Here is a 15,633-nt window from a genome sequence, read left to right as displayed (position 1 = left end):
AAACATCAGAAAATACGAATTAATTGGGTGTAATAGATGAAAAAATTTATTATTGGAACAATAGCAACCGTTTTACTGTTAACAATAGCAATAGGCGTTCAGCAAGATTTACTATTTGCCAAGCCTCTTCCCTATGATGATGAGCAAAAAGGCTTAGACACACAAATTACCATTCATTTAAGTCACGTTGTAGCTGAAAATACGCCAAAAGGACAGGCCGCAAGTAAATTCGCCGAGCTTGTTGAGGAAAAAACAAATGGCGAAGTGAAGGTACACGTCTACCCAAACTCCTCCTTGTTTAATGATGAAAACGAGTTTCAAGCTTTACAAAATGGAGAAGTAGAAATGATTATCCCTACTTTTTCAAAGATGACATCCTATCTACCAAATTGGCAGGTTCTTGATTTACCCTACCTTTTTAATACGGATGAAGAAGTTCATGAGGTTCTAACTGGATCGATTGGTGAACAATTGTTAAATGAGCTTGAGCCTTTTAAAATAAAGGGGCTAGGCTTTTGGCATAATGGCTTTAAACATTTAACCTCTGTCGATCACCCTATTCATACATTCGAGGATTTAAAAGGTTTACGAGTCCGTACAATGCCGAGTGAAACTCTTGAAAAGCAATTCGAGGCTGTTGGAGCAACACCCATCCCGATTTCCTTTAGCGAGGTTTTTACTGATTTAGAATCGCATGCCATTGATGCGCAGGAAAACACAGCGTCAAATATTTATTCTAAAGGTTTTTACAAAGTGCAGAAGCATATGACATTAACAAAGCATGGGATTTTAGGATATGCTGTTTTAATTAACGATAAATTTTGGGATTCATTACCTCCAAAAATCCAAAAACAGATTATGGAGGCTATGAAAGAAACAACAGACTGGCAATTTGAACAAGCTATACAAATGAATGAAAAAGATTTGCAAAAATTAGAGCAACAAGATAACTTTGAAATTTATACGATGAGTGATCAGGAACGCCAACGCTTTAAAGAAAAGCTAGCACCTGTCTATGACTATTATAGAAACAATGTACAAAATAATGATGTTTTATCGGAAATTGAAAAAATTGTTTCCCCATAAGTATTTTGGGATCATCACTAAAACGTGTGATTGATTTCCGTTCCGGCTGGGGTCGTCCGTTGAGCCTAAAGGATTCACCAAGCTGTAACGAAGGTCAACTTATATACAAAGCATACGTCTTAAAAAATGTCATCAACAACTTTATTTTTGTTCATTTATGATAAATCCTCACATTTAGTGGGGATTTTTCTTTTTGTATTATAATAGCTTTTAAAACTACAAAACTACTATAAAACAGCTCGAACCCTTGCTATCACTAGGTTTATTCGTTTTTCAGCTGAAAATGACCAAAATGAACAATAGAAACATTACGGTCATAAAAGCTATTGTCGGAAAATTTCAGCTATGATAACCACATGAAAGCGTTCACAAAATTTTCATTACTAGTGTAAGGGGAGAACTTTATGCGTATAAATTTTAAAAACTTAACTGTACAAGTACTGATTGCTATTGTACTAGGTATTATTGTCGGTGCTGTGTTTCCAGAATTCGGAGCGCAGTTAAAAATATTAGCTGATATTTTTATTAAATTAATTAAGATGTTAATAGCTCCTATCATCTTCTTAACGGTTGTTATTGGAATTGGTAGTATGGGCGATGTAAAAAAAGTTGGTAAAATTGGCGGGAAGGCATTACTTTATTTTGAAATCGTCTCTACTTTCGCACTAGCGATTGGTTTAATCGTTGTCAATATTGTACAGCCAGGTAAAGGCTTTAATACAGAAGCTGCAAACGGTGCAGATGTTTCTCAATATACACAGGCTGCTGCTCAAACAGAGCATGGTTTTGGCGCATTTATTATGAATATCATTCCTGAAAATGTTGTCGGGGCACTTGCAAACGGTGAGTTATTACCCGTTTTATTCTCAGCTGTTTTATTCGGATTAGCTGCTGCTTCTATTGGAGAACCAGCTAAACCAGTTATTAAATTTTTCGAACAAGTAGCGGATATATTCTTTAAAATTGTTAATATGGTCATGAAGATTTCTCCGATTGGTGCATTTGGTGCTATGAGCTACACAATCGGAAATTTCGGTCTTAAATCACTTGGAAACTTAGGGTTTTTAATGCTATCCGTTTATGTTACGATGTTTATTTTTATCGTAGTCATCCTCGGCCTAATTACACGTTACTTTGGGTTCAATATTTTTAAGTTTATTAAGTATATTAAAGATGAAATTTTCATTGTTATCGGGACATCATCATCAGAATCTGCACTCCCTTCGATCATGCGCAAATTAGAAAACTATGGTTGCTCTAAACAGGTGGTTGGTCTTGTTGTGCCAACAGGATACTCCTTTAACTTAGATGGTACGTCTATTTACTTATCCATGGCGGCTATTTTTATCGCACAAGCTTATGGGGTTGATTTAGATATTTGGCATCAAATTACATTACTTGCTATTCTAATGCTGACATCTAAAGGTGCTGCTGGAGTAACAGGCTCAGGCTTTATCACGCTCGCGGCAACACTAGCGGCATTCCCAATGATTCCAGTAGAAGGAATTGCACTTTTAATTGGTGTCGACCGATTTATGTCAGAGGCTCGCGCCGTTACAAACTTAATTGGTAATGGTGTAGCAACAGTTGTCGTTTCAAAAATGGAGAAAGAATTCGATCCAGAGCAGGAAAAACGTGCTCTTGCAGGAGAAGCAATCATCAAATAATAAAATGAAAGGCTGTCCGAAAGTGAAATATTCACATTATCGGCCAGCCTTTTATTTTCCCTTTTCAATATGAAACCTCCTGTACCGCTTACTCGTATAGTAAATAAATTGGAGGTTTATATATGACTACATTTACCCTTACCTACCCAAAAGCTTTCGAAAGCTTTTCAAATATTCCTATTAAAAATGAACAAAATGAGGCAGTATGTTTGCTACAAAAAGTTGAACGTTCATCCGTTGGAAAAGTAATGAATGCTGTCATGCTAGTAGCCGCACAGCAGTCTTTACCACATCGTTATGAAACACGTTCTACTTTAAATGCACCTCTTTTTCAAGTGCAATCCACACTATTGACAAAGGGTGTCAGCCATCAGCTTATCATGCCAGATGGAACAATTTTTCAAATACAAAGGAAGACGGTTCAATTACTTGAATCCTCGTACTCTTTTACAATGGATGGACTCGCTTTTCGCTTTGAAAAAGACTTTACATCTACCGCCCATTTATATTGCAATGATGAGAAAATAGCAAGTGCTAGTAATATAGAAACTGATCTCGTACGTACTGGTGTAGCTTTTAAGCTTTTTAACTCAGATGATACGCTTTTTGTTGCTTTGCTAGCAACTCTGTATCAAGCATTATTCTCAATGAGTAATTAGAAATATCACCATAACGTAGGTTGATTTCCGTTCCGACTAGGCCTTTGCCGCTGCCGCTTTGCTTTCGCTACAGAAAACATTTGTTGCTGTCGCTTTGCTTTCGCTACAGAAAACATTTGTTGCTGACGCTTCGCTTTCGCACAGATAAAACAGTTGTTGCTGTCGCTTTGCTTTCGCACAGATAAAACATTTGTTGCTGTCGCTTTGCTTTCGCACAGATAAAACAATTGTCGCTGTCGCTATGCTTTCGCGCAGATAAAACAGTTGTTGCTGTCGCTTCGCTTTCGCACAGATAAACCATTTGTTGCTGACGCTTTGCTTTCGCACAGATAAAACAGTTGTTGTCGCTGTCGCTTCGCTTTCGCACAGAGCAAAGCTTCCTGGGGGCGTCCAGTCGGAACGAACGAAGATCAACATATACAGGACATATAGTTTCATAAATGGATCTCCGATTTTTGATGATGAACCATAAAGGCTGGGACAAAACCTCATTTTTCTGCAGCGAAAGTGAGCGGAGCGTAACGGCAGCGACAAAATCTTTAATGAGCTGCAGTTTTGAGATTTATCGAGAACTTTTGATTGTTTATCGACCAACTTTATCGATTTATCAACCAACTATTTTAATTTATCAACCAACTTTTGAAAAATATCGACATCTACCTTCATGTAACACTCTCTGGCCGCACTGATAATTTACGTCGCTTATGATATAAGCATATTTTTTATTGATGTATCGTGCTTTTTAAGGTTTTGACCAGTTTTCGTCCCAGCCACTATGATATTAAAAATTATTAAGTAGCTTTTTTATTGCATCTACCACTATCGACGGTGCATCATTTTGTATGTAATGCGCACTATTTTCTACGAGAATAAATTCACTTTGAGTAGAAATTTGCAGTATTTCTTTCTGCATTTTATTCCACAGTTCTTGAGATTCCTTCGTATAATGATGTTTGTCACCTGCAGAAAGAACAATTAACGGTATGTTTAATTTTTTCTGATGGTCTTTTAATTGCTTTAAGCTTTCCTTAAATTCTTTATAATTGCCTTCGTGTACAAATTGTTTCTTATACGCCTCTTGAAATTCCCTTGTCATAGTGGGAAGGAATCTTTCTTGGTAGTCCTCTGGAGTAGAATCAACCAACAACAATCCCGCAATTTCATTTGGATATTTACTAGCATATAGCCTTGCATTTACTCCACCAAATGAATGACCTACAAATATATATGGAGGTGCTATCTCCAATTTAATAAGAAGCTCTTTCAGTTCCTTTACCATTTCTCGACTTGTTCTAGGATTTGAACTTTTTTCACTTTTACCAAGTCCTGCTCTATCGTAAACTAACACTTCTGTAAATGCTGAAACATCAGAAATTATAGAAACCCACCCTTTAGAATAATCACCATATCCTGCATCCATAACCGCTGTAGGTTTACCATTTTTTTTACCTATCAATTTAGCATACATTTTAACATCATTAATTGGTACAAACATTTCTTTAGACATATTATCGTTTCCTCTGTTTTTTAACTTAGATTTCATCGAGTAATCAAGAGCTAGTTTTGCTTTTGCTAGAATCATTCAATATATTCCGGGACGCGAAATAAATTCGCTTTGTTTTGACACTTTTATGCCATCCCTCTAAAAGAGGAGTACACTAAAGAGGTAGAAATACTATACTTTAGGAGGCATTTATTTATGGATACAAAAGCAGCAGACATTAAAAACTTGATGACATTAAACCTTCTTGTACAAATTCTAGAAGAACGCGGTATTATGACAGACAGAGAATTAAAGGAACGTCTCACTAATAACGTTAAGCTTTCCTCAATGGATCCAGATTTGAAAGAAAAAGTCATTGAAGAAATAAAACATTAATGGAATGGATAACATTCCCGAAAAAATGGCCGCTTCTTAAGTGATGAAAAAACTTTAAGCGGCCATTCTTATTAAATTCCTACCTTTAGTTCCTTCACATGCACAGCAGTTCCAGTGATCGAAATATTCAATGTCCCTTTTTCATTTTTCACATGAACATGGACACGTCCATCCTTGCCAAGTTCCTGACCTTGTTCGATGATTAGCGTTTTTGGCAATTGTGCTTGTCGATCAATATATTCTGCAAAATAAGCCCCCATAACACCAGAGGCAGTACCTGTCGTAACATCTTCAATTGTTCCGGAATATGGAGATGAAAAATGCCTTGCATGTATATCAGCATTCTTATCAATTGCCTCTAAACAAAAAGGATGCAAGGATGCTTTTGGCATTTCTTCTAGGATCGCTGGAAAATCTGCAGATTGAGGCGTCATTTTTTCAAAGTATGATAAATTTTTAATAGGGATTAGCAATGTCCAAATTCCGGTACTTCCATAAACTATCGGTAATTCAGGATGTATCGCTTCCTCTGTAAGTCCTATTGATTGTGCAAGTTTAGATTTTGAACCGTTAAAGGCTTCAAACTGAGGCGTTGCATGGTGCATGGTGATGTAAATTTGTCCTGCTTGTTGTTCTTTTATCTCAATTGGAAGAATTCCTGCTTTCGTCTCAATCGTTAGTTTTGACTTATCTTCTAGTAAACCTTTTGTTTTTAGTGCATAAAGCGTTGCCATCGTAGCATGTCCACATAAATTCACCTCATGTCCTGGTGTGAAATAACGAATACGTAAATCTGCTTTATCCGATTTTAGTGCAAAGGCTGTTTCAATCAATTATGCCTCGGCATAATTGCGTCCGGAATCGGCTTTGTGCTTGCACAAAGAACTCCTTTCCGATTCCGTGACATCCGCCGGAGGCTTTAACTTCTTTCAGCGGGGTTTGGACACCCGCTGAAAGAAGTTAAAGCCTACTTGCTTAGCAATAGCTTGCATTTCTATTTCACTATACTGATCTCCCTCAACGACAACACCTGCTGGGTTACCTTTATTAGGTATCGTGCTAAACGCATCATAATGATGAACTGTAACAATTTTCATATGCTTTTTCCTTTCTCTGTATATGCTCTTTAGTGAGGTGGATACTTTAGCGTGTACTACCAAGTCTTTCAAATGGCCACAATACAAAGTCTGCTGTTCCTAAAATTTTATCCTGCGAAACAAATCCGACTTCCTGCTTTCGACTATCTATGCTTCTACGACGATTATCTCCAAGAACGAAAAAATGCCCCTCTGGTACAGTCATTTCACCTAATTGTTCCTCTAGGGTGAAATCATAAGTAAAATTACCTTTATCACGTAATGCTTCTTTATATTCAGTTAAATAAGGCTCATCATAAGCTTTTCCGTTTATATATAAAACATCATCTTTATAGGCTATATGATCACCTGGTAAACCGATAATTCTTTTAATAAAATTTTCATCTTCTTTTGCTTCAAAAACAATAATATCGAAGCGGTCATAATTTGAGATTCGTGGTCCCACTTTATTAACAATTACTTTATCTCCATTTTCAAAAGTTGGCTCCATTGAAGCACCTTGTACAGCTACAGGAGATACAATAAAATAACGGACGCCCATTGTTAAGATAATTGCTAGTCCAATTGCTTTAAACCATCCCCAAAATTCATTCCTTGTTTGTTTTTCTGTCACACTTTACACTCCAATCCTTCTACTCTAATATCCAATTGTCTTACATTAATGGATACGAATTTCCTGCTAAAAAGTTTCATAAGTTCAAAGCATCGAAGCGGAGACATGACACGTAGTGGTATTGAATGATGTGTACCTCAGCGATTCTAAAAAGTTTTTTCTTTAAAAAAAATTGAAAGAATTAGCACGGAAGCTCTTTTACCAAAAATATTGCTAGTAGATGGTGTTCGTTCTCTATGTTTTAAAAGCAATGAATTTGTTTCCGCATAAAAAAAGCAATATGCACTTTTTTCGGTACATACTGCTTAAAGCTCTTATCGAATTGTTTTTAATGCTGTTGCCCAAGGAATAAGTTGATCTAACATTTGATTTACTGAATCTGTTTGTACATCCTTTGGTTTAATTGTGCCGTTTTCGAAGTCTGTAAATAATGATAAAGCAGGATGTACACGAACATCTGCTACTAATAATTCACCAAGAATACCACGTAAATGTTCAGCTGCTCTTGCGCCACCAACAGAACCGTAAGAAACAATACCTGCTGCTTTATTATTCCATTCGTTACGTAAATAATCTAACGCATTTTTTAATGCACCCGTAATGGAATGGTTATATTCTGCAGCGATAAATACAAAACCATCACAGGCAGCGACTTTTTGTGACCAAGCAGCTACTCCTGAAGTATCTCCTCCTGGCTCACCTAGAAATGGTAATTTAAATTCAGCGATATCAATTATTTCATATTCGGCATCACCGCGTTTTTCTGCTACTGCCTTTACCCATTCTCCAACTTGTGGACTTAAACGCCCCTCACGTGTACTTCCTAATATAACCCCAATTTTCAACATATTACTCCTCCTCATTCATCCCTCAAATTGTGACCGAATCATTCATTTGAATTTAAAAACGGTTTTCCTAGCCATGTTGTACAGGAATCCATTCCTTTATTCAATGCATAGATGGTTAATTTATTTTGAATTAAATTATCTTCAATCCAAGATAAAAATATCATACATTTATAAAAATTTCCAATTATTTGATTCGGAATCAATTATGCCTCGGCATAATGTGTTTGGACACCCGAAAGAAGTTAATTATTTTATCTTAATTGGTCTTTCTAATGCTACAAGTTCTTCCTCAATCGATGCATATTGTCTTTCTACAACATATTTTGCATCCGAAATAGCCGTATTATAAATATGCGGAGCAATGTTTTCCTTGATAAAGTCCAATACTCGCTCTGCTTCAAATTCTGTAATATCCTCATCTCGATTATTATAGAAAAAACGTTGAATATCAGCTATTATCGTTTCTTGCTGTTCTTTTGTTAAACGAATAAACATTCCACAACTCTCCTCTCATTGCAATTTATACTCACCTATCATATCACTCTAAAATTAATCCATGCATATACAAAAAGACTGAATTATATTAAATACTATAATTCAGTCTTCATATTCTCTATTATGTCAATTAATTAAAGAATCACAATAAATTATGTTGGGCTCTTCGGCAAAACGAGAGGTTGATTTCCCTTCCGGCGGCGCTTTCCTGGGGGCGTCGGATGAGCCGCTTCACTCGCGTTGTTATCTGACACCAGAATAACGTATAGTATTACAGCACTCGCCTTCGCTCTATATCCACATTCTACATTTTTTTAATTTACTGCTTCGTATCTTTATTATGAAGAAGTTGAATTTGATGATGATAGCATCATCGGGAGGTTAAGACAAACAAACATTGAATTTGAAGAGATTTAAAGAAAGATAACCTCTGGAATATTTCAATATTGGATCTTCATTTTGAAGAACGACAACCTCACTTGGAATAATGGAAAATTCAAGCGACCTAAGAGATATGTTTGTCAAAAGAGAAAATTAATATAATTTTAAAAGCCATCATTAAAGATTGAACTTTATCAAGTTTTGTTCAATTAATAACAAAACTTGATAATAGACCGGTAGCATAGGGTTCTCTAAAGAATTTATGAGTACTTAAATGTTCAAAATATTTTAAGTTTATTCTAACAACAGTTCTTTATTGCGATTTCGAAGAGAAAACAGTGAATGATTTTCTGAATTTCATCATTTTTTGTTCATTTAATGAAAAAAGTTGATTTTTAAATATTTATTGCTAATGATATGCTATTTATCATACCCGGGTAAAAGTAAGAGGTTGACTGATGTCCTGAATACACAGAAAATTCACACTCTTCCAAAGAACAGCGTTAATCAGTAATGGAGGTGATTTAAATGAACCCACATTTCCGTAATGGCGACCGCTAATATAGCGTGCTAGAACACTAAAAATATTGCAAAAATCCCTTTTATAAAAAACAAAACAGAAGAATCTACACTCTTTCTGTTTTGTTTCAATTCAAAAATAAGGTTTTAATTGGAGGAATATTTCTATGACCGAATTAAAGATAAAAAAGACTTTGCAGCCTTTAATTGTAGGAGAAAAAATAGTCTTTGGATTAGGCCAAGATGGAATCGAAAGATCAATAGAAAAAAGTGAAATGAACATTGATATTATAAAAGTATTAAATGGTGAGAAAGAACGTTCAGAATTAAAAATAAGCGAAGAAAAGTTTAATAATAAAATTAATGTTCTAAAGAATTTAGGTCTACTTACTACAAATGAATATGATAAAAAGTATAAATATTCACGTAATATAAACTTTTTCGAATGGATGGATATCTCGAATAATATAAACCCTTCCATTTATCAACAAAAATTAAATGAAGCACATGTTTTAATAGTTGGTTTAGGCGGAATTGGTTCGAATGTCTGCGAAATCTTAACTAGATTGGGTATTAAAACATTCACTATCATTGACAATGATGTTATAGACGAATCAAATTTAACTAGACAGGGTACATATTTCAAAGAAGATTTAGGAAAAAATAAAGCTGATATAGTTGATAAATATATAAAAAAAATAGATCCAAATGTAAATGTAAATAAAATTAATAAATACATATCTACCAAAGATGACTTAAAGGATATTTTCAAAGAATATAATTTTGATATTTCAATATGTTGTGCCGATACTCCAAAGTACAAAATTGACGTTTGGTTTGATGAATTGTCTATAGAATTTAATAAACCTTTTATTTCAGGATCATATGCTTCTACAGTTATAAATACATTTTGTATGAACCCAAATATAACAATTACAAGCTCTGAACTATATGGAGAACAAGGTGCTTCAAGAGAACAGCTTTTGGAAAACATATCATTCCCGACAAGTGTTATAGCTCCGATTACTTATATGGCTGCAGGATTAATTTCTTATCAAGCTCAAAGTGTCATTACACAACTAAATTATAAACCAGAGGCAATTCAAATCGACTTATTTGACTGGAACATATATAAATATGACCTTAGCAAAAAATAAAAACTTCATTTATTTAATTTCTGGAAGGTTAGCAACAAATTTCGGAGATAGCTTATATACAGTTGTTTTAACCTATATAACAATATCTATTTATAACTTTGGTGCCAGTGCTTTAGCTATCTTCGGATTAATAGCTTTTTTACCATCCTTAATGAATTTTGCCTTTGGAACTTTAATAGACAACTTTAAAAATAAAAAAAAATTATTAATTAGTTTCGAAATTATCCAATTAATATCTATAACTGGAATATTATTAACTGTGTACTTTAGATCAGATATAATATTAATTTTTTTATTGCATTTCATATTTTCATTTGCAAATACAATGATTTATCCAGCTCAATCAAGTTTTGTTCCAGAAATATTACAAAACAAAAAGGAAGATATTGAAAATTCCGTTTATATAATGAATATCACTAATAATACAGTTGATATAATATCAAACTTCCTCTCAGCAATTATTCTTATATATATGTCCGTAATAAGTATACTTGTACTTGATATATTTACTTTTGTATTATGTATAGCATTATTCTTAAAAATTTCGTATAAAAACATTGATAATACATCAATTAATGACAATCACTCTCAACAAAATCTTAATTACAAAGATAGCATTTTGTACTCATTTAAATATTTTTGGACAGAAAAAACACCTTCAAGAATTGTTGTAATGGAAGGTATTTTAAGTGGCCTTACAACCATGGTTATGCGAATTGTTGGTGTTTATCTAGTAATAATAAATATTGGAGTTGAATATTTAGGTATTCTTTTAGCTATCCAAAGGGGATCTGAGTTAATTGGAGTATTTCTCTCAAACCATATTAAGATGCCTTTTAAAAACTTTTTCATGATAGATTATCTGATTTCTGGTACAGCTATAACATTGATTGTCTTTACAGATAACATAGCAATAAAAACAGTTCTCTTTTCTTTAACATTTTTGTTAATTGGTATGTCAGGAACAGTTTATGGAAAAATGATCTATCATTTTTATGATTATAAACATATAGGTAAAGTTTCATCTGTAATAAATACAGTTTCTTCATCTGCCATTGTTGCATGTATGCTTATCCCTATGATTTATGACGATGTAGAAAAATTAATATTTATCACAGGAGTTATCACTATAGTATTTGGTTTATATCTTTTATTTTTTAACAAATCTAAAGATTCATTAGAAGACGTTTAAACGATGGCTTGGAACGGAAATTACCCTCATTTTTTGAGCACAACATTCTCAAAGATTTCCTTAAGCGTTTTATTTTCAACACAAAAAGGCTGAATTATATTACATAGATTAATTCAGCCTTTTTATTATTACTGGTTACATTTAAATGAATAGTTTGTTGATAGAAAACTCTTTTCCTTTGAGACGATAGCTTCTCCACCGTCTTTTTCACATTGCTCTGTCATTGCATCAATCTTTTTTGCATTCATCGAATTAGTCATAAATGTCATCCCTATTCCAAACACAGCAATCAGTAAACCAATCATAATCCATAACTTACCAGCTTTATTGCCAGCAGGTCTTTCACTCGACACATCTATTCCCCTCTCTTACACGAATAAAAACGGTTCTGTATGAATAGTAGACTGCACAAATTCAACAGTAAATTTTTTATCCTCACACATTTTTGCCATCTTTTTAGCTACACCGGCAATCATCACTTTTTCCACATGATGACCTGGATCCACAATTTGAAGACCAATTGCTTGAGCGTCCTGTGCAGTATGGAAATACATATCTCCTGTTAAAAATACATCTGCTCCTGCACGCTTTGCAGAATAGATATATTTATTGCCGTCGCCACCGACAAGCGCAACTTTTTTCACTTTCGACTGTAAATCACCAACAACTCGGACAGCTGGTACATCTAGCTGCTGCTTTACAAATTGAGTAAATTCATGAAGGGTCATTTCTTGTGGTAAGAAGCCTACACGTCCTAAGCCCATTACATTTGTCTGCTGGTCTAGGCGAATGATATCATAGGCAGGCTCTTCATATGGATGTGCGTTTAACATTACCTTTAATACACGATTTTTTATAGATTCCGGAAATACCACTTCCACCTTCACTTCTTCTTCAACATGTAACTCACCAATAGAACCTACATGTGGATTTGCACCTGCTAGTGCACGGAAACGCCCTTCTCCCAACGTAGTATAGCTACATGCTTCATAATCACCAATACGACCTGCTCCAGCCTTTGCTAATGCCTCACATAGAGCATCTGCATTGGCAGTCGGTATAAAAACAGCTAGCTTCAGCATATTTTCCGCATATGTTTCTTCTAAAATAGATCGATTTTCAAGCTGTAGAGCATCTGCTAGTAAATCATTGACACCACCTTCAGCTACATCTAGATTCGTATGTGCTGCATAAACGGCAATATCATTTTTGATAAGCTTTTCATATAAACGTCCAGCTGGATTGTCAGTACGAATATTCGCTAAACGTCTGAATATTGGTGGATGGTGTGCAATTATTAATTCACAACCTTGCTCGATTGCCTCTTGCGCCACCGCTTCATTAACATCCAACGTGACTAATACTTTACTGACAGGCTTGTTTAATGTGCCAATAGCAAGCCCAATTGGATCATTTTCCATACAAGCAAGCTTTTTGGGTGACCATGATTCGAATAATTGGATAATTTCCTGACCGTTTACTGTCTTCATCTCACAAAACCCCTTCCACTAAACTAAGTAGTGCGCCTAACTCTGCACGTTTTTCATCAATTTCAGGTGTTTGATCTGCCCCTTCAATGGACTTTAATACACGTTGCCAATTTTCTTTTTCACGCGACCATTTTTCAATAAATGCTGGTGATTTTCGCTGCATTAATTTTGGTCCAAATAAAATTTCTGGGTCTGTTAACTTCATTGGACCTCTTTGTAATACAAGAATTTCGTAAATTTTTTCGTCTTCTTCTAAAATCTCTTCATCCTGTATTGCCCAATTATGTGCTAAAGCCCATTCGCGTATCACCTTAGCATGAATATTCGGTTGCAAAATAAGACGTGTTACCCCTTGCAGCTTTTCAGGGTGCTTCTCTAAAATGGAAACAATAAGAGGTCCCCCCATTCCAGCAATAGTAACTGTATCTACGTGATCAGTTGTTTCCACTGCCGCTAAACCACTTGCAAGACGCACCGTAATTTTTTCTGTTAACCCTTCTTTTTGCACTTGTCCAACTGCTGATTCAAAAGGTCCTTTCACAACTTCCCCTGCTACCGCAGAAGAAGCAATACCTTTATGAATTAAGTAGCATGGTAAATATGCATGGTCGCTACCAATATCCGCTACAACTGCTCCTGAGGGAACAAATTTTGCTACTGTTTCTAATCGTTTTGATAATTTCTGTGCGTTCATTTTTTACCGCCTGCCTTATATAGAGTCCATTCTTAGTATGTATGATGTCGTGAAAAAAAACAAATGGAGTTGCCTCAAATTTTGAGCAACCCCATGTTTCATTTGAAATGAAGATAAAATAAATTGTAGCTGTACTAATTACGCAATTTAACGCTTTTTTAGTACAGCTACTTTTTTTACTATTTTAGAGTTGAAATGTACTTAGCGATTTCTTTTGCTTCCGCTTCAGTTTTCATTCCAGGTTGCATTGGAGTTCCTTCGATACCGTTAGTTAAAACGTCAACGATACGAGCCTCATCTAAGCCATGTAAGTTTGGACCTACAGAGCCTTTTAAGTCACCACCGTGACAGCCAATACAAGATTGTACTAAAGCTGAACCGTCATCAGTAGCTTCAGTCTTTTCGCCACCGCCCTCTTTTTCAGCAGCAATTTCTTTTTTGTCTCCTGAACCTGTTAAAGACATGAAGAAAATAAGACCAATACCAAATGCAAGGATTAAGATGTAAGGAACGACTGGATTGTTTTTCATATGTTTCCCCTCCTCATTGTAAATCTACTTCTATTATAATATAGAATCAGTCAACACCTAATATTGTACTTCATTAACCATGAAACGAAAAGCCCTATTCGCTAAGTTTTCCTTTGTTTGTAACAAATTCGACATTTCTGTAACTATTGGATAAAATATGTCTTGAAATCGCCAATATTTGGACTATCTATTAAAAATCTAGCTTCTTCACACAGTTATTTTTCCACTCTTTACGCTTTCATATACCTGAAATTAAAACAATTAATTAACTAAATAAGCTATACTATTATCTCAAAATACTATTATTCTATGATGAACAAGGTTTTTCCCAAAAAAAGAGATGCAAAAAAGAATCTGTAAGCTATATATGAAAGCAAACAGATTCCCGTCATTAAAAAGAAGTTATACAAGGTGAATTCTTATGATAAGTTTATGATATAGTAGCCAATCAGTGCTAGTAATCCTAGAACACCTGAGACCGTGAAATAAAATAGCTTCATTTTTATACCTGACCAAAGCCAAACACCGCAATTTGCTGCAATCAAGCAAAACAATGCAATATTATTTCCATTAAAATATGTAGTGTAAATACGAATAGACATACTAAATAACAAAACCGCTGCTAATAAATGAAAAATAGGAGCTAATAAATCATTTTTCTGTGCCACCCGAAACGCTGTAATGAATAATGCTAGTGCAGCTATTCCAACGATTACCGTTAAAATTAACATTAATGAGGTTATTGTAAAATAGATAAACAGAAGAGCAATTATAGCGATACATATACCTGCAATTAAAAGTACCAACTTTCTCTTTTCTGAAGGTATTATAGCTTGTTTATGATGTATTGGATCTAGCTCCTCAAGATCAGCTCCTTCTGCGTAAAGAGCCGCTAAAAAGTCACAGTAGTGCTCCGGTAATAGCTTGTTCTGCTTCCAAAACAAAATCTCATTTAAGATTATTTTTTTTCGAGGATTTGTCATAGTGTTTACTCCAAACATTGCTTGATAATGGTTGTTATTACAATTTTATCTCAAAATCTTCAAAAACACATCTGTAAAAAGTAGCAAAAATATTAAAATTGTCTCATTCAAATTACTCGATATAAGTAATTATTGAAATAATATTTACTATGATTGACGATGAGATGAGAAAAAGGTTGGAGAGTAATTTAAGATAGAAAGGTTTTTTGGTGAGAAGGGGTTTCTACGGGCGCGCGGATATTTGCTTTGCTTCCGCGGGTATTCTCCTCCGGCGCGCGGGTATTCGCTTCGCCATAGCTGTCAACTTAAGAAAAGAAATGTGTATTTCTTTCAAAAAGTTGGT

17 protein-coding genes and 1 pseudogene are annotated in these 15,633 nt (G+C 34.7%); 7 read left to right on the top strand and 11 right to left on the bottom strand.

Features of this window, described 5'->3' with window-relative positions:
* Positions 1–36 precede the first annotated feature (36 nt).
* The 3 genes from QRN68_RS01490 to QRN68_RS01480 all read left to right on the top strand — a co-directional run bounded on the left by QRN68_RS01490 (position 37) and on the right by QRN68_RS01480 (position 3,412).
* On the top strand, positions 37–1,086 hold the full coding sequence (locus tag QRN68_RS01490; RefSeq protein WP_285394827.1) for a TRAP transporter substrate-binding protein: 1,050 nt from the start codon (positions 37–39) through the stop codon (positions 1,084–1,086).
* A gap of 404 nt (positions 1,087–1,490) precedes the next feature.
* Entirely contained in the window at positions 1,491–2,753 is a 1,263-nt protein-coding gene (locus QRN68_RS01485) for a dicarboxylate/amino acid:cation symporter (RefSeq protein ID WP_285394826.1), read from the top strand.
* A gap of 122 nt (positions 2,754–2,875) precedes the next feature.
* A complete protein-coding gene (locus QRN68_RS01480) occupies positions 2,876–3,412 on the top strand; it encodes a tubby C-terminal domain-like protein (protein WP_285394825.1) in 537 nt (178 codons plus the stop codon).
* 36 nt (positions 3,413–3,448) lie between these two features.
* Here QRN68_RS01480 and QRN68_RS01475 read toward each other — a convergent pair whose 3' ends face one another.
* The gene (locus QRN68_RS01475) at positions 3,449–3,850 is read right to left on the bottom strand and encodes a hypothetical protein (RefSeq protein WP_285394824.1); all 402 of its coding nucleotides are present in this window, start codon (positions 3,848–3,850) and stop codon (positions 3,449–3,451) included.
* Between the two features lie 104 nt (positions 3,851–3,954).
* Between QRN68_RS01475 and QRN68_RS01470 the strand changes: the two genes are divergently transcribed.
* Positions 3,955–4,101, top strand: coding sequence for a hypothetical protein (locus QRN68_RS01470; protein ID WP_285394823.1), 147 nt, complete (start codon positions 3,955–3,957; stop codon positions 4,099–4,101).
* A gap of 92 nt (positions 4,102–4,193) precedes the next feature.
* On the opposite strand, the gene QRN68_RS01465 is transcribed toward QRN68_RS01470, so the two are convergent.
* Complete coding sequence (locus tag QRN68_RS01465; RefSeq protein ID WP_285394855.1) at positions 4,194–4,919, bottom strand: alpha/beta fold hydrolase; 726 nt, start codon at positions 4,917–4,919, stop codon at positions 4,194–4,196.
* 192 nt (positions 4,920–5,111) lie between these two features.
* Between QRN68_RS01465 and QRN68_RS01460 the strand changes: the two genes are divergently transcribed.
* Positions 5,112–5,291, top strand: coding sequence for a hypothetical protein (locus QRN68_RS01460; protein ID WP_285394822.1), 180 nt, complete (start codon positions 5,112–5,114; stop codon positions 5,289–5,291).
* A gap of 71 nt (positions 5,292–5,362) precedes the next feature.
* Here the strand turns inward: QRN68_RS01460 and QRN68_RS01455 are convergent.
* The 4 genes and pseudogenes from QRN68_RS01455 to QRN68_RS01440 form a co-directional block, all read right to left on the bottom strand.
* Positions 5,363–6,388, bottom strand: a pseudogene (locus QRN68_RS01455) (PhzF family phenazine biosynthesis isomerase).
* A gap of 46 nt (positions 6,389–6,434) precedes the next feature.
* Positions 6,435–7,001: a signal peptidase I gene (gene lepB, locus QRN68_RS01450; protein ID WP_285394821.1), complete on the bottom strand. Its 567-nt coding sequence runs from the start codon at positions 6,999–7,001 to the stop codon at positions 6,435–6,437.
* A gap of 314 nt (positions 7,002–7,315) precedes the next feature.
* Positions 7,316–7,849 carry an NADPH-dependent FMN reductase gene (locus QRN68_RS01445; protein WP_285394819.1) on the bottom strand — a complete coding sequence of 178 codons (534 nt, stop codon included), beginning with the start codon at positions 7,847–7,849 and terminating at the stop codon, positions 7,316–7,318.
* Positions 7,850–8,095: 246 nt separating this feature from the next.
* Complete coding sequence (locus QRN68_RS01440; protein ID WP_285394818.1) at positions 8,096–8,344, bottom strand: DUF2164 domain-containing protein; 249 nt, start codon at positions 8,342–8,344, stop codon at positions 8,096–8,098.
* A gap of 1,067 nt (positions 8,345–9,411) precedes the next feature.
* Between QRN68_RS01440 and QRN68_RS01435 the strand changes: the two genes are divergently transcribed.
* Complete coding sequence (locus QRN68_RS01435; protein WP_285394817.1) at positions 9,412–10,401, top strand: ThiF family adenylyltransferase; 990 nt, start codon at positions 9,412–9,414, stop codon at positions 10,399–10,401.
* Complete coding sequence (locus tag QRN68_RS01430; RefSeq protein WP_285394816.1) at positions 10,382–11,593, top strand: MFS transporter; 1,212 nt, start codon at positions 10,382–10,384, stop codon at positions 11,591–11,593. Before QRN68_RS01435 ends, QRN68_RS01430 begins: the two co-directional genes overlap by 20 nt.
* 128 nt (positions 11,594–11,721) lie before the next feature.
* Here the strand turns inward: QRN68_RS01430 and QRN68_RS01425 are convergent, their stop codons facing one another.
* From QRN68_RS01425 to QRN68_RS01405, 5 genes are all read right to left on the bottom strand, one after another.
* Complete coding sequence (locus QRN68_RS01425; protein WP_285394815.1) at positions 11,722–11,946, bottom strand: hypothetical protein; 225 nt, start codon at positions 11,944–11,946, stop codon at positions 11,722–11,724.
* A gap of 15 nt (positions 11,947–11,961) precedes the next feature.
* Positions 11,962–13,083, bottom strand: coding sequence for a Nif3-like dinuclear metal center hexameric protein (locus QRN68_RS01420; protein ID WP_285394814.1), 1,122 nt, complete (start codon positions 13,081–13,083; stop codon positions 11,962–11,964).
* Position 13,084: 1 nt separating this feature from the next.
* Positions 13,085–13,777, bottom strand: a complete 693-nt coding sequence (locus QRN68_RS01415; RefSeq protein WP_285394813.1) for a tRNA (adenine(22)-N(1))-methyltransferase — start codon at positions 13,775–13,777, stop codon at positions 13,085–13,087.
* Between the two features lie 179 nt (positions 13,778–13,956).
* Positions 13,957–14,307 (bottom strand): c-type cytochrome, encoded by a 351-nt coding sequence (locus QRN68_RS01410; protein WP_285394812.1) that lies wholly within the window; start codon positions 14,305–14,307, stop codon positions 13,957–13,959.
* A gap of 419 nt (positions 14,308–14,726) precedes the next feature.
* Positions 14,727–15,290 carry a hypothetical protein gene (locus QRN68_RS01405; RefSeq protein ID WP_285394811.1) on the bottom strand — a complete coding sequence of 188 codons (564 nt, stop codon included), beginning with the start codon at positions 15,288–15,290 and terminating at the stop codon, positions 14,727–14,729.
* Positions 15,291–15,633: the final 343 nt, after the last annotated feature.

Source organism: Lysinibacillus sp. fls2-241-R2A-57 (assembly GCF_030209535.1).
Lineage (GTDB): Bacteria > Bacillota > Bacilli > Bacillales_A > Planococcaceae > Lysinibacillus.
This window is presented reverse-complemented; position numbering and strand designations above follow the sequence as displayed.

Bases quoted from the DNA above. Each gene is read 5' to 3' on its own strand.
- QRN68_RS01430 (WP_285394816.1), top strand. From the start codon at position 10,382: ATGACCTTAGCAAAAAATAAAAACTTCATTTATTTAATTTCTGGAAGG.
- QRN68_RS01415 (WP_285394813.1), bottom strand. From the start codon at position 13,777: ATGAACGCACAGAAATTATCAAAACGATTAGAAACAGTAGCAAAATTT.
- QRN68_RS01475 (WP_285394824.1), bottom strand. From the start codon at position 3,850: ATGAAACTATATGTCCTGTATATGTTGATCTTCGTTCGTTCCGACTGG.
- QRN68_RS01490 (WP_285394827.1), top strand. From the start codon at position 37: ATGAAAAAATTTATTATTGGAACAATAGCAACCGTTTTACTGTTAACA.
- QRN68_RS01420 (WP_285394814.1), bottom strand. From the start codon at position 13,083: ATGAAGACAGTAAACGGTCAGGAAATTATCCAATTATTCGAATCATGG.
- QRN68_RS01445 (WP_285394819.1), bottom strand. From the start codon at position 7,849: ATGTTGAAAATTGGGGTTATATTAGGAAGTACACGTGAGGGGCGTTTA.
- QRN68_RS01485 (WP_285394826.1), top strand. From the start codon at position 1,491: ATGCGTATAAATTTTAAAAACTTAACTGTACAAGTACTGATTGCTATT.
- QRN68_RS01470 (WP_285394823.1), top strand. From the start codon at position 3,955: ATGAGCTGCAGTTTTGAGATTTATCGAGAACTTTTGATTGTTTATCGA.
- QRN68_RS01435 (WP_285394817.1), top strand. From the start codon at position 9,412: ATGACCGAATTAAAGATAAAAAAGACTTTGCAGCCTTTAATTGTAGGA.
- QRN68_RS01440 (WP_285394818.1), bottom strand. From the start codon at position 8,344: ATGTTTATTCGTTTAACAAAAGAACAGCAAGAAACGATAATAGCTGAT.
- QRN68_RS01480 (WP_285394825.1), top strand. From the start codon at position 2,876: ATGACTACATTTACCCTTACCTACCCAAAAGCTTTCGAAAGCTTTTCA.
- QRN68_RS01405 (WP_285394811.1), bottom strand. From the start codon at position 15,290: ATGACAAATCCTCGAAAAAAAATAATCTTAAATGAGATTTTGTTTTGG.
- QRN68_RS01410 (WP_285394812.1), bottom strand. From the start codon at position 14,307: ATGAAAAACAATCCAGTCGTTCCTTACATCTTAATCCTTGCATTTGGT.
- QRN68_RS01465 (WP_285394855.1), bottom strand. From the start codon at position 4,919: ATGTCTAAAGAAATGTTTGTACCAATTAATGATGTTAAAATGTATGCT.
- QRN68_RS01460 (WP_285394822.1), top strand. From the start codon at position 5,112: ATGGATACAAAAGCAGCAGACATTAAAAACTTGATGACATTAAACCTT.